We start from the raw sequence: 14,397 nt of genomic DNA, 5'->3' as shown, positions 1-14,397 counted from the left end.
CTAATCTGCCGAATGACTATCAATCTATTCCCAAAACATGCTTAATAGTTTTTTCATTTTGCTCGGTTTGTTGTGTTCGGCTTGTGTTTTTTGTTTTGCTTTTGGACGCTGCTGCGCCTCTGGCCGCTGATGATGTTCTTCTTCGTGAGAGACCGCGATTTCCTGCACGGCTTCTTCCGGCATATGAAAGCCTATTTTTCTTCCCTGAATTCTGGCATTTCGGCAGGCAAATTGTATCAAGCCGACACCCGTCATATACTGAGGGTCCCTTACACCGATATAATTCGGGCTTGCGACCCTTACATTGTGCCTCAGCACTTCCTGTGCCAATGAAAGCACTCCGGGCATTGCGGCCTGTCCGCCGGTCAGCACAAAGCCGCCGGGCAGATCTGTAATTCCCATATGCTCAATTTCGGCTGCGGCAATCTCAAGAATCTCTTCCACTCTTGCTTCAATAATATTGGCAATTTCCTGCTGTGTAAAAGATTGCTTTTGATTCGTTCCTATGACGGTGACTTCAAATACTTCATCTTCTGAAGCCTCATCGTAGAATGCATGTCCGAATTGTTTTTTTACTCTTTCAGCCTCTTCGGTGGAAGTGCGCAATCCGATCGATACATCTTTCGTGATGTTTTCGCCTCCGAGCGGAATGACGGCTGTCTCCTTCAGGTGCCCCTGTTCAAATACCGCCACCGTCGTCGAGCCGCCGCCGATATCAATCATGGCGACTCCGAGGTTTTTTTCGTCTTTTGACAAAGCCGCCGAACCGGCCGCAAGCGGCTGCAGGCAAATATCAGTAATTTCAACGCCCGCTCTCTCCACACAGCGAAGTAAATTATGTAAGATCGTTTTGGAGCCGGTAATCAGCGTGCCTTCTACTTCCAGGCGCACGCCGAGCATTTTTTTCGGATCGGTAATTTCGTCTCTTCCGTCAACGATAAACTGTTTCGGAACGACGTCTACGATCAGCTGCTCATGCGGAACTGACACGACCTGTGCCGCTTCCATTACCCTGCGGACGTCTTCAACGTGAATTTCTTTGTTTTCACTGGAAACAGCGACAACGCCGTTCGTATCTTGAATATGAATATAATTTCCATTAACGCCGACAATGGCTTTTTTCAGCGGAAAACCTACCATTCTTTCAGCTTGGTCAAACGCTTTTCTTATAGAATGAACGGTTTCATCTATATCAACGATTGAGCCTTTTTTCAACCCTTCAGACGGTACATTTCCCACTCCGATAATGTTAAGGGAATCATCTGTCATTTCTCCGACGATCACTTTTGTATTGGACGTACCGATGTCAAGACTGACGTAAAGTTCATTGTTGTTCATTCTATGGCACCTCCTCACATTTCGATCAAATTCTATTCTATTATTTGCGGAACAACAATACAATGAATGTGGCTTTACAAGTGTGTAACAAAAACAACAGCATCAACAAATTCTTATCTGATTTCTCACAATTTATGTTTAATGAAACTATTCGTTATATTCTATGTATATCCTCTTTTATATCGTATTTTTTTTATTTTTTTTAGAGACGGCCCACCTTACCGTAAGATTTCCTGTCACGGTGCCATACTGTGCAAACCAGATGCAAATATACCCGCTTTCCATTAGTCTACACTAAGATGAACCTCCAGAAAAGCTATAGATATTGCCAGAAACATCCGAAAAAAGAAGAAACAGGAGGAAAATTCCAAATGCAATGCTCATTGCAGAAGACACGCCCATTGCATTGAGAATTTTCCGCTTGTCCGGCAGCCATATCCCGGGCAAAAACAAACATAGTCATAATGATTCCGCTATCGGTTATATCGGCTGCCCCGCTGATTGTAATAGATTCTTTTGAATCACCTTGAAATTAGTTCTTTAGAACTATTAATCATTTTCTTTTTTCTTGCCGGATTTACCTTTGTTAAATTCTTCAAAATACGTAGCGACTTCTAAGTGGATAATCCCCTTTTTCCCGCCGTCCAGCTGGGAAACGATAGATGGATAGGTCTTCATCCGGCCGGCAAACGTTTTAATAGAAGCGGTAACTACATACCCGTCGTTCATATACAGCTTGATCCGGTCCTGATCCATTTTTACCGGTGTATAATAGATTTCAGAAATCGACTGCTTAAGCGAACCGGAAAGCTTATCAAGCTGCTCCGCCATTTTGACCCGCTTTTTCGCGTTTGTCCAGTCAACCAAAATCGGGCCCGCGTCATCCGGCGTGACTTCGTTCGGCAGCACAGTGCCGTTTTCGAGCACTTCATAATACACATCATGCCGCTGCAGATACGCGATCGTCTTGTATTCTTCAATGTGAATGCTGACTTTGTTAGGAAATACTTTTGAAAGTTCCGCCTTTTTCACCAGCTTATTCTGCTCAATCTTTTCTTCTGTTTTTTTCTTGTTCAGACTCCAGAACTCGGTTTGTCCGTTATGTATATCAGAAAGCGCGTTGATCTCTTTTACAGACACGTTTTCGTTTCCGGAAACGGTGACAGAAGACACTTTGCTGATCGGCATCTGCAAGTACACGATGATCAGCACCATCATAAAAAAGAGCACAATGAATGAAATCAGCCGGCGGTTTGCTTTTTGCTTCCGCTGCTCTTTGATTTTCGGAATCCGCTCTTCAATATTTACAATTTTTTCTCTTTCATGATTTGGGTTCACTGCCTGTCCACCTCACTAAGAATGAAACAGCTTGACATTCGTCTGATTGAAAAACAAACGGCATGCTGTGATGCCGTTTGACATTTGTTAAAAGTATATCACATGAGCTCACGTAATCAGAGAACCTTTTAACGATTCCCTCCGATGATTTCAACTTCTGTATGCATGTCAACATCATACTGCTCACGGATTGTCTTTTTCACATATTCAATCAGGTCGAGAACGTCCTTGGCAGTCGCTCCGCCGGCATTGACGATAAAATTCCCGTGCATTTCGGACACTTTTGCTCCGCCGATCTGATGTCCTTTTAATCCCGCTTTTTCAACGAGGTTTCCGGCATGATCCGGCAGCGGATTTCTGAATATGCTCCCGGCGCATGGGCTTGAATACGGCTGAGTGTTTTTTCTGTAATCTTTGTTCTGCTGCATTTGCGCCGTAATGGCTTCCCGTTCCTTTTGCTCAAGCTGAAGAACTGCCTCGAGACAGACGCCGGGGCGTTTTTTCTGCAAAACAGACGTTCTGTAGCTGAAATCCATCTCTTCGTTTGTCAGCCATTCGATTGTGCCGTCTTCAAATAAGATACGGGCTTTCACAAGAATCTCACTCATATCAGATCCGTGCGCCCCGGCATTCATATAGACGGCTCCGCCGATTGATCCAGGAATGCCCGCTGCAAATTCGAGACCGGACATTCCTTTTTTACTCATGGAAGTCGCAAGCCGGACGACCGAATAGCCGCCTCCGACCGTCACCTGATCACCGTCAATCTCCAAATGATCCAGACCCGCTCCCAGCTTGATGACAACTCCTCTTATGCCTTCATCAAGCACGAGCAGATTTGAACCGCGTCCGATAACCGTCCATGGCAGATCATGTTTCTTCACAATATCCATAATATCTTTGACCGCTTCCACACGGTTGGGGATGATTAAAATGTCCGCCGGACCGCCGATTTTCATCGTTGTATGGTTCGCGAGCGGTTCTTGTTCCAGCACTTTGCCGACTTCGCGGTCTCTTAATTCCTGAATTACGTTCTCCATCATAAACCTCCGCATTCCATTTGCTCTATTTTTTTATGTCTTCCATGATACTGTACAGTCTGGCTGCCGCATCCGGAACACCGAGTGATTTTGTCCGCTCACTCATGTCTTTTAAGGTTTCTTCATTCATGACGATTTTGTCCAGCGCAACGATCAGTTTTTCTCCGGTGAGCTCGGTTTCCTTCAGTACGATTGCAGCGTCATGCTGGCTGAGCGCCTTCGCATTGACTTCCTGGTGATTGGCTGTCACATACGGGCTCGGAATAAGCACGCTCGGAATGCCGAGAGCGGTGATTTCCGCAATCGTCGTCGCTCCGGCTCTGGCCACAATGACATCAATTGATTGTAAGTACTCCGGCATTTGGTGCAAAAACGGTTTTGTCACCATATTATCAGCGGCTTTTCCGCCTTTCAGCTCAGCCGTTACCTTCTCGTAATGCACTTCCCCGGTAATATAAAGCACTTGGTAAGGTCTCGTTTTCAATTCTTCCTGCATATCTATAACGGCACGGTTAATGGGAGCCGCGCCTCTGCTTCCGCCGAAAATGAGCACCGTTTTTTGATTGTCTTTCAGCCCGAACTCAGTTAATGAGCGGCCTGTCTTAATTGAGACGACTTCAGAGGCTCTCGGGTTTCCCGTAAACACAACTTTTTCAGCAGGAAAATGCGATTTTGCCTCTTCAAAGCAAATTGCTACCTTATTAACATATTTCGAGAGAAACTTATTTGTGATGCCGGGCAGGCTGTTTTGCTCATGAATGATCGTCGGAATTCCCATTTTTGCCGCCGCGTATACAACCGGACCGCATACATAGCCGCCTGTACCGATAACGGCATCCGGTTTAAACTCTTTTAAATATGATTTGCTTTTCTTCACGCCTTTTAAGAAACGCATGACGGTTTTTACATTTTCAAAAGAAAGTTTTCGTTTGAAACCTGTAATTTCAATGGCGCGGAACGGGATATTTTCCCGTTCAACAATTTTTTTCTCAAGACCGTTCTCTGTTCCGATATACAAAAATTCCACATCCGGATGCCGGCGCTGAACTTCTTTAATAAAGGCCAGGGCCGGATAAATATGTCCTCCGGTTCCGCCTCCGCTTACTGCAATACGCATTCGTATGTCCCCCTTAATCACATAGCGATAACCCTGTTTTTTAGGACAGGGTTATTGATGTTGTCTGTTTTTTTATAGATAACGAATAAATCATGAGTGATGAGGCAAGATACAGATCAATACCTCGAGTACCGACTGACATTTAAAAGTACGCCGACCGCTGCGAGCATCAGCGTCAGTGATGAGCCTCCGTAGCTTAAAAACGGCAGCGTAATTCCTGTTACCGGGATCAGCCCCGTCACAACGCCGATATTAATCATGACTTGAATAGCTATCATAGAAATAATACCGATGGCGACAAAGCTTCCGTATAAATCCGGCGCGCCGAGGGCAATCCTGACGCCCCGCCATAATAAAATACTGAACAGCAGCAATATGAGCGAACCGCCGATAAAGCCGAGTTCCTCAGATAAAATAGCAAAAATGAAATCGGTTTGCGGCTCCGGCAGGTAAAAAAACTTTTGCCGGCTTTGACCGAGCCCCATCCCGAACAGACCGCCCGGACCTACGGCATAGAGCGACTGAATGATCTGAAATCCGCTTCCAAGCGGATCCTCCCACGGGTTTAAGTAAGAGGTAATCCGTTTAATCCGATAAGGAGCGGACAGAACTAGTGCCGCAAATCCGCTTAAACCGATGAGTCCGAGGAACGCAAAATGAGCGATTCGCGCACCGGAAACAAAAATCATCACGATGCACGTGCCCACCATTACCGTCCCCGTTCCCAGGTCTGGCTGGCACATAATAATAATAAATGCAGAAAACACGATTCCGAGCGCGGGAACGAATCCGCGTCTGAATGACGTAATATTCTTCTGTTTTTCAGAAAGAAATTTAGCCAGAAACGCAATCATCGCGAGTTTCATAAACTCCGAAGGCTGAATGCTGAACGCTCCCACTCCGATCCAGCTTCTTGAACCGTTCCGCACCATTCCGACTCCCGGAATCAGCACAAGCACAAGCAGAAAAAAACAAATGATCAGAAGCAGCTTCGACCATGTGCGCCATGTCCAATAATCCACATTCATAATGAAAAACATGGCAATGACGCCGATCCCCGCAAACAGCAGCTGCCGTTTCGCGAAGAAAAACGAGTCGTCAAATTTATAATCCGCCCATACCGCACTTGCACTGTAGACCATAATTAATCCTATTGTTAAAAGCAATAACGTAATGATAACTAATAACAAATCAGGCGCTGTTTTTTTAGTAGTCAAAGCAATCGACACCCCAAGCATAAGTCATTTAGGGCTGCCGATGAACAGAGACAAGCCCTTACTTAAGCATATGCACGGCATCTATAAACATGTCACCGCGTTCTTCAAATGTTTTGAACTGATCCCAGCTTGCACACGCGGGTGACAAGAGGATGACGTCTCCTTCATTTGAGAGCGCAAACGCCGCAGATACTGCTTGTTCAACATTATCGACACGTTTGACATGTTGTATTCCCAGCTCATTGCCCAGTTTTTCTATCTTCGGCGCTGTCTGTCCGAACGTCAGGACCGCTTTGACATTGTCCATATACGGTTTCAGGTCGTCAAAACCGTTGCCGCGGTCCAGTCCGCCTGCAAGCAGAATAACCGGTGCTTTGAACGCCGAGAGCGCTTTGCTTGTGGCCAAAATATTCGTCGCTTTGCTGTCATTATAAAATTTACGATTCTGGATCGCAGTTACATACTGCAGACGGTGTTTGACACCGGTAAAGCTTGTCAGCACCTTCTGAATCGCTTTATTAGACGCGCCCGCCGTTTTTGCCGCGGCTACAGCGGCTAAAATATTTTCTAAATTGTGCGCGCCCGGCAGTACGATGTCATCAACAGGCAGAATCGCTTCATCGCCGAACATCAGCATTCCGTCTTTAATGAATGCGCCGCTTGACAGTTCCTGGTGGACTGAAAACGGAACGGTGCCGGCTTTTCCGCTTTCGGCAAGCCGCACGACTGTTTCATCGCTTTGATTGACGATGGCCGTATCACTCTCAAGCTGATGAAGATACACGTTCTGCTTGGCTTTTTCATAGTTTTCACGGCTGTGATGGTAATCCAAATGAGCGTCGAACACATTTAAAATCAGGCCGATTTCAGGTCTGAACGCATGAGTCCCCATAAGCTGGAACGAAGAAAGCTCTGTGACGATCCATTCATCACCGTCAGCATGATAAGCCACTTCACTGGCGACAGTGCCGATATTCCCTGCGATCAGCGCCTTTATCGAATCAGCTTTCAGCATTTCATAAATCAGGGTCGTCGTTGTTGTTTTCCCGTTTGAACCTGTAATGCCGATGAATTTTGCATTGGTGATATAATACGCAAGCTCGATTTCCGTCCAGACCGGGATGCCTCTTCTTTGCGCTTCCTCCACCATGATATTTTCATACGGGATTCCGGGATTTTTGATCAGAATGGTAATGTGATGCTGATCAAAAAGTGACGTCGGATGCTCACCGCAGATGACTTCAATTCCTCTTTCTGCAAGCCTTTGGGCAGGTTCGTTCTCTTCAAAGGCTTTTTGATCATTCACGACGACGTTAATGCCTTTTTCATGAAGAATCGACGCAGCCGCATATCCGCTTTTCGCCAGTCCGAGGACCAGAAAGTTTTGTTTTTGCAAAAAAAGTTCGTTTTCCACTTATAACCACACCTCGATGTAAATTCCTAAAACGGCAAGCAGCAGTCCCGCAGTCCAGAATGTGACGACAACTCTCCATTCAGACCATCCGACCAATTCGTAATGGTGGTGAAGCGGACTCATCTTAAAGATTCGTTTTCCTGTCGTTTTAAAGCTGATGACTTGTAAGATAACAGATAAGGTCTCAATAACAAATACTCCGCCGATAATGACGAGCAGAATTTCAAGCTTCGTCAGAATGGCAACGGTCACGATCGCTCCTCCGAGCGCAAGCGAACCGGTATCCCCCATAAATACCTTGGCGGGATGGGCGTTGAATACAAGAAAACCGAGAACGGCGCCGACAACGGCAACCGAGAAAATCGCAACGTCATATTGTGACTGGTTCCACGCAAGGATGGCGAAAGCGCCGAATGCGATAGCCGCGGTACCGGACAAGAGACCGTCCAGACCGTCTGTCAGGTTGACGGCATTTGAACCTCCGACAAGCATAAAGAGAACGAGGATAAAGTATCCCCAGCCGAGATCGATTGACAGATGTGTGCCCGGCACCCTGATGCCGGTTGAAAAATGGCAATAATGATATACTCCGTAAAATACAATGGCAATAATGATCTGGCCGATCAATTTCTGCTTCGACGTCAATCCGAGATTCCGTTTCATTACTACTTTAATATAGTCATCCAGAAAGCCGAGCAGGCCGTATCCGATCGTGACAAACAGCAGAAGAAACATTTCCGCGCTCAGATGCGAAAATTTCTGCGTCATGACAATCGCCGTAATGGCGATGGATACAATAATCATGACCCCGCCCATCGTCGGCGTCCCTGATTTTTTCATATGTGATTTCGGCCCCTCTTCCCTGATACTTTGGCCGAATTTTAAACGTCTTAAAAACGGGATAAGAATCGGAGATATCAGAACACTGATTAAAAATCCCATTATTATTGTAAATAAAATCACTTGCTCAAGCATTGCTCTTTTCTCCTCCCGTTTCGTTCAAACGACATACGTATTTATCATATTCACATTGTGTCCCCGTAATTCTTTTCATTTCCCTCATTCTAACACTCTTTCCTGTTTTACTTTTTATTCAGCTCAACAATAGCTCTTCCCGCTACTTCGGCGTCATCAAAGTCGAATGTTTCATTGCCGATCTGCTGATAGGTTTCATGCCCTTTCCCGGCAATCAGAACCACATCTCCCTTTTTCGCGTTGGCAATGGCAAAAAAGATAGCCTGCTCGCGGTTTGCGATACTGTGATAGTAAGTGCCTTCTACCCCTCTTTCCATATCTCTTAATATGGCCAGCGGGTCCTCGCTTCTCGGGTTATCTGAAGTGAAAATCGGTTCGTCGGCAATCCGCACCGCAATTTCCGCCATTTTCGGGCGTTTCGTTTTGTCCCGGTCTCCGCCGCAGCCGACGACGACGAAAAGCTTGCCCTCTGTCATGTCTTTACATGTATTCAGGACGTTTTCCAGACTGTCAGGCGTGTGCGCGTAATCGACAACCACAGGAAACGGCTGATTGTGATTCACCAGTTCAAACCGGCCTCTGACACCTTGCAGCTCTTCAAGAGCGCTTGTGATCGTATCAAACGGCAGACCCGCTGCGATCGCTGTCGCCGCTGCAGCCAGTACGTTATACACGTTGAAGCGGCCGACGAGTGAAACTGTGATCTGCTTTGTTCCTTTTGGCGTAACGAGTTCAAAGCTTGTGCCTTGCGCAGAGATCTCGATTTGTTTCGCCATGACATCGGCATCATTCTCGATTCCGTATGTAAGGATGTGCGCCGCCGTCACTTTTTCAAAATAAGCACTGGCTTTGTCATCTGCGTTTAAAACGGCCCGCTTCGGCTTTTCGTGGTTAAAGGAGCCGCCCAGCTGGGAAAACAGGAGGCTTTTAGCCTGTCTGTAGTCTTCCATCGTCTTGTGATAATCTAAATGGTCCTGCGTCAGGTTCGTGAATACGGCGATATCATAATCGCAGCCGTGAACCCTGCCGAGTGACAGAGCGTGAGAAGACACTTCCATAATAGCTGTGTCAACATGCTCATCATTCATTTTCTTGAACGTTTTTTGCAGTGTGACGCTTTCGGGCGTTGTATTTTTGACCGGGAATGTCTCATCCCCGATTTTAATGTACATCGTTCCGATTAAACCGGTCTGTCTTCCCGCTTTTTTGAAAATCTCATCAACCATGTGCGTCGTTGATGTTTTGCCGTTTGTGCCGGTGATGCCGATAAGCTGAAGCTGCTTTGTCGGCTGCCCGTAAAACGCGTCAGAAAGAACGCTGAGCGCCCGCTGTGACCGGCGGACAATAATGACAGGAACATCGACGTCAAGCTCTTTCTCGGCAACGATGGCCGCTGCGCCGTTTTCTGCGGCTTTTTGGGCAAAATCATGTCCGTCTACCGTATACCCTTTTATACACACAAAAAGACTCCCTTTTCTCACTTCCCTGGAGTCCATCTCAATTGAAGTTATGTCAGGGTCATGAAAGTCATTTTGAACAGGTTCGGCCATTAAATATGTAAGCAGCTTTGTAAGTTTCATTGTATCAAACCTCTCAGAAATTCTATTCATTCTTTTATCATGATAACCGTTTATAAAAGTCAGAATGGCTTTTAAACATACAGTTCATATTTTAGCGTAAATAAAAGGATACATCCAGTTAATCTTAAAAGTTATCTTCTTTTTTTCTCTTTATGATAAGAGGCAGCCGAAAACAATCGGCTGCCTCAAAAAGACTCATTCTTCACTCAAGTAAACACGGATCTTTGAGCCTTCTTTTACTTTCGTTCCGGCTGCAGGTGATTGTTTCACAATTTTGCTTCCTTTTCCTGAGGAGTCAATATTCAAATTGACAAGCAGCGACTCAAGATCAGAGACAGACATCCCTACAACATTCGGAACCTCTATTGTTTTTGTGTCGTTCCATTGATATTTTTTCTCGATTTGATTTTTTCGCGGTTTCACGCCGAGCTCAGGCAGACTGTCTCTCATCATATTTCCGACAATCGGCGCGGCGACGGTTCCCCCGAATTGAATCGTGCCTTTCGGATTATCAACCGCGACATACACGACAAGGCTCGGGTCATCAGCCGGCGCAAAACCGATAAAGGAGACGATATGGTTGTTTTCGAGATATTTGCCGTCTTTGACCTTTTGTGCGGTACCTGTTTTTCCGCCGACGCGATATCCTTCCACAAAGGCATTCCGCCCCGTTCCCTGAGCGACGACGCTTTCTAAAGCATATCTGATCTGCTTTGACGTTTCCTGGGAAATAACTTGCCTTTTCGCAATCGGCGATTGTTTCTTAACGGTTTTTTTCGTAACGGGATCAACCCACTCTTTGGCGATAAATGGAGTATAAAGCGTTCCGCCGTTTATTGCTGCGGAAACGGCTGCCACCTGCTGAATCGGCGTGACGGAAACCCCTTGTCCGAAAGCGGTTGTCGCCTGTTCGACCGGGCCGACTCTGTCAAGCGGGAATAAGATCCCCGTTCCTTCCCCTTGCAGATCAATGCCTGTTTTCTTTCCAAAGCCGAAGTCCTTAATATATTGAAACAGCTTTTGTTTTCCGAGCCGTTCCCCCAGCTGTACAAACCCGGGGTTGCAGGAATTTTGAACGACTTCAAGATAAGATTGCGAACCGTGGCCGCCCTTTTTCCAGCATCGGAGGCGGGCGCCGTCGACCTCGGCAAATCCTTTGTCATAAAAGTGGTCTCTTTGCAAGTTTACTTTTTGCTCTTGAAGAGCCGCCGCAAGCGTAATAATCTTAAAGGTCGAACCCGGTTCATATGTGCTCCATACCGGCAGGTTCCGGTTGTAAACAGACGGATCCACCGATTGATAGTCAGCCGGATCAAAATCAGGACGGCTTGACATGCCGAGCACTTCCCCGTTTTTCGGATTCATTGCGACCGCAATCATTCCGTCCGGGTTATATTTCGCCGCTGCATTGTCGAGCTCTCTTTCTATAATCGTCTGAACCTTGGCGTCAATCGTCAGTTTCATATCAAGTCCGTCTTTCGGAGGGGTGTAATCATCCGCTTCATCAGGCATTTTCTTCCCCTTGGCATCCGTATAAAATTTTACGGATCCCTTGACACCTTTTAAGTCATCATCATAATAAGCCTCCAAACCGAGAAGGCCCTGGTTATCAATACCGGCAAAACCGAGAACATGGGACAAAAAGCTTCCGTACGGATAATGGCGGATGCTGTCTTCAGCCACATAAACCCCTTTTAAGTCGAGCGCTTTGATTTCTTTCGCTTTTTTATTGGAAATTTTCCGCCCCTCGGGTGAGATTTTTTCTATGGAGGTTTTCTTAGTAATGTGTTTGTAGACCTTCTCTTCCGACATATTTAAAACTGACGCGAGAAGCTTGCCCGTTTTGATGGGATTTTGGATCTGGCGCGGTACGACAAAGACGGTCGGCGCGCTTTTATTAGTAGCCAGCTTCACGCCGTTTCGGTCAAGAATCTCTCCCCGCTCAGGCTCAAACGGCAAATTCCGGCTCCAGGAATCCTTAGCCAGTGAAGTCAGCTTTTCTCCCATCACAAATTGGACATAGCCTAATCTGCTGTCAATGATCAAAAAAATGATTACGCCAATAAGCAAAACCAGTAATAAACGTTTTCGAACCGTTACATTTGAAACGCGCAAGGGACCGTCCACTCCTTATTTAGGCTTGTTTCAATTTATGCCTCAGCTTGGACACATAGAACGGCGGCGCATAAAAAAGAAGCCCGCGGGCATCCGCGGACTTCTTTGTCCCGTTAATCAGGATTTTTAAATTTCACCTTGATCACGGTATTTTCTTTCAGTTCTTTGCCTTTTTTCACACTTTGGCTTGAAGCGTAACCTTCACCGCTCACATCGATGTGAATGCCTGATACTTTGCTGAATTGAAGCACTTCCCGTCTCGACCATCCGGACATATCCGGCATCGTCATCTTTCCGTCTGTTTTTAAGAAGATTTTCTGATTGGTGATCACATCTTCTCCGGCTGTCGGATACTGCTCTTTTACGGCAACATCGCTGCCGATGACAATCGGTGTGAGATGTTCATTTTTCGCTTCCTTCTCAGCGCTCTTGACCGTCTTATCTGTCAGGTCAGGCATCTTTTGGCTTTTCGTTTCTTCCTGACCGGAATCTGTTTTTTCCGTCGGTTCGATATTCATGTAGTGGAGGCTGTTTTTCATCGTCGGGTTAAAGATTTCCGCGACAGGATCAGAGCTGCTTTGCCCCGCTTTTAATTGCGGCTGCTGCACGGCTACATAGATGACGAGCTTAGGATCATTTTTCGGCGCCATGCCCATGAATGAAAACACATAGTTGCTCGTTCCCTTTAAATATCCGCCCGTCCCGGCGATTTGCGCGGTTCCCGTTTTACCCGCGACGTCAAATCCTTCAATTTTATAAGGTTTTCCCGTTCCGATGTCTGACGTCACGACTTCTCCGAGCAGATTCCGGACTTTTTTCGCCGTATCGGCTGAAATCGGCGTGCCTACTTGCTCTGGTTTTGTCTGCTTGACGACTTTTTTCGTATCGGGGTCGACAATATGATCAATGACGTAAGGTTTCATCATTTTGCCGTTATTGGCAATCGCCGTGACGGCCTGAAGCTGCTGGATCGGCGTTATCGCCGATGCTTGGCCGTAAGCCGTAGACGCTTTGTCAAAATCATATTTGTAGTTAATTTTACTTGATACTTCACCGGGCAGATCAACCCCTGTTTTTTGATAGAGCCCGAATTTGTGCAGGTACTCATTAAACCGGTCAAACCCCAGTTTTTCGTTGGCCAGTTTGGCAAAAGCAACATTGGATGACCTCATAAGGCCGTCATGGAAGCTTGTCATGCCCCAGCCGGCGCCATCGTTCCAATCTTTAACAGGTCCGCCTCCCACTTTATATGTTCCTGATTTATATTTCTCGTTTGCGGAAAACACATTTTCCTGAATCGCCGCAGCAAGCGTAAAGATCTTCATCGTCGATCCCGGTTCATACGCGTACGACACTAAGTCGTTGTAATAATTGGTGACGTTTCTGATATTCGGGTCGAAACTCGGACGCTGCCCCATCGCAAGCACTTTGCCTGTTTTCGGTTCTACGACAGCCGCCATAATTTTTTTCGGTTTATATTTTTCCGCTACTTTCGTCATGCTGTCTTCTAAAAAGGTTTGAATTTTCTGATCAATGGTTAAATATACATTGTCACCGTTTTTAGGTGCGGTGATTTTTTCTTTGCTGTTCGGAAGTTTCCAGCCGGATTTATCACTTTCGTAAGTGACGGATCCGTCGCGTTCCGTCAGATAGTTGTTCAGTATTTTTTCAAGCCCTAAAGAGCCTTGTATCTCGTTTGTTTTTTCATTCACATCGGCATAGCCGAGAACATTTGACAAAAATACACCGTTCGGATAGTAGCGCTTCGTATCTCTTAAGAAAGAAATACCCGGAAGATTCATTTTTTCGATCTTTTGTTTTTTCGCATAAGAGATATCGCGGCCGGCTGAACCGAATTCCACCTGCTTCGCGCCATCCCTGTTTAAGATGTCCAGAATCTCGCTTTTATCAAGATTGATAACGGTCGCCAGTTTTTCCGCCGTTTTCTCTTTGTCTTTGACATGCTGAGGATGCTTCTTGTCGGTCGTCATCTTTTTATCAAGCACGGCAATGAGTTTATATGTCGCCGTGTCCTCTGCAAGCACTTTGCCGTTCCGGTCAAGAATAGAGCCGCGGCTCGCTTCTATCGTCCGCTTTTTTTCGTGCTGCTCGGTCGCTTTTGTTGCAAGTTCTACACCGTTTGCTTTACCGGTTAATTGAATGTACGCCATTCTCCCGAGAATGACAAAGAAAAAGAGAGCGAAACAAATACTGAGTATCGCTGCTCCTCTGTTCATAAACTTATTTTTTTTCGGCATGGGTT

At 46.1% G+C, this 14,397-nt stretch carries 10 protein-coding genes; all 10 read right to left on the bottom strand.

Going from position 1 to position 14,397, the window contains the following annotated elements; all coding sequences use genetic code 11:
- Window positions 1–24: 24 nt before the first annotated feature.
- Complete coding sequence (gene ftsA / locus AC1RRX_RS06630; protein ID WP_003154425.1) at window positions 25–1,338, bottom strand: cell division protein FtsA; 1,314 nt, start codon at window positions 1,336–1,338, stop codon at window positions 25–27.
- Between the two features lie 549 nt (window positions 1,339–1,887).
- Window positions 1,888–2,676 (bottom strand): cell division protein FtsQ/DivIB, encoded by a 789-nt coding sequence (locus AC1RRX_RS06625; protein ID WP_020955788.1) that lies wholly within the window; start codon window positions 2,674–2,676, stop codon window positions 1,888–1,890.
- A 128-nt stretch (window positions 2,677–2,804) separates the two neighbouring features.
- On the bottom strand, window positions 2,805–3,716 hold the full coding sequence (murB, locus tag AC1RRX_RS06620) for a UDP-N-acetylmuramate dehydrogenase (protein ID WP_007409709.1): 912 nt from the start codon (window positions 3,714–3,716) through the stop codon (window positions 2,805–2,807).
- A gap of 25 nt (window positions 3,717–3,741) precedes the next feature.
- On the bottom strand, window positions 3,742–4,833 hold the full coding sequence (murG, locus tag AC1RRX_RS06615) for an undecaprenyldiphospho-muramoylpentapeptide beta-N-acetylglucosaminyltransferase (protein ID WP_144463965.1): 1,092 nt from the start codon (window positions 4,831–4,833) through the stop codon (window positions 3,742–3,744).
- Window positions 4,834–4,949: 116 nt separating this feature from the next.
- Window positions 4,950–6,050 carry a stage V sporulation protein E gene (spoVE, locus tag AC1RRX_RS06610; protein ID WP_003154430.1) on the bottom strand — a complete coding sequence of 367 codons (1,101 nt, stop codon included), beginning with the start codon at window positions 6,048–6,050 and terminating at the stop codon, window positions 4,950–4,952.
- Window positions 6,051–6,108: 58 nt separating this feature from the next.
- A complete protein-coding gene (gene murD, locus AC1RRX_RS06605; protein WP_044801393.1) occupies window positions 6,109–7,464 on the bottom strand; it encodes a UDP-N-acetylmuramoyl-L-alanine--D-glutamate ligase in 1,356 nt (451 codons plus the stop codon).
- On the bottom strand, window positions 7,465–8,439 hold the full coding sequence (mraY, locus tag AC1RRX_RS06600) for a phospho-N-acetylmuramoyl-pentapeptide-transferase (RefSeq protein ID WP_007409707.1): 975 nt from the start codon (window positions 8,437–8,439) through the stop codon (window positions 7,465–7,467). It abuts the gene before it with no gap.
- A gap of 107 nt (window positions 8,440–8,546) precedes the next feature.
- Window positions 8,547–10,019 (bottom strand): UDP-N-acetylmuramoyl-L-alanyl-D-glutamate--2,6-diaminopimelate ligase, encoded by a 1,473-nt coding sequence (locus AC1RRX_RS06595; protein ID WP_003154436.1) that lies wholly within the window; start codon window positions 10,017–10,019, stop codon window positions 8,547–8,549.
- A 195-nt stretch (window positions 10,020–10,214) separates the two neighbouring features.
- Window positions 10,215–12,134 carry a stage V sporulation protein D gene (locus AC1RRX_RS06590; RefSeq protein WP_007409706.1) on the bottom strand — a complete coding sequence of 640 codons (1,920 nt, stop codon included), beginning with the start codon at window positions 12,132–12,134 and terminating at the stop codon, window positions 10,215–10,217.
- A 113-nt stretch (window positions 12,135–12,247) separates the two neighbouring features.
- Window positions 12,248–14,392, bottom strand: a complete 2,145-nt coding sequence (pbpB, locus tag AC1RRX_RS06585; protein WP_007409705.1) for a penicillin-binding protein 2B — start codon at window positions 14,390–14,392, stop codon at window positions 12,248–12,250.
- Window positions 14,393–14,397: the final 5 nt, after the last annotated feature.

This window comes from Bacillus sp. GW821-FHT11D08, assembly GCF_058808515.1.
This window is presented reverse-complemented; position numbering and strand designations above follow the sequence as displayed.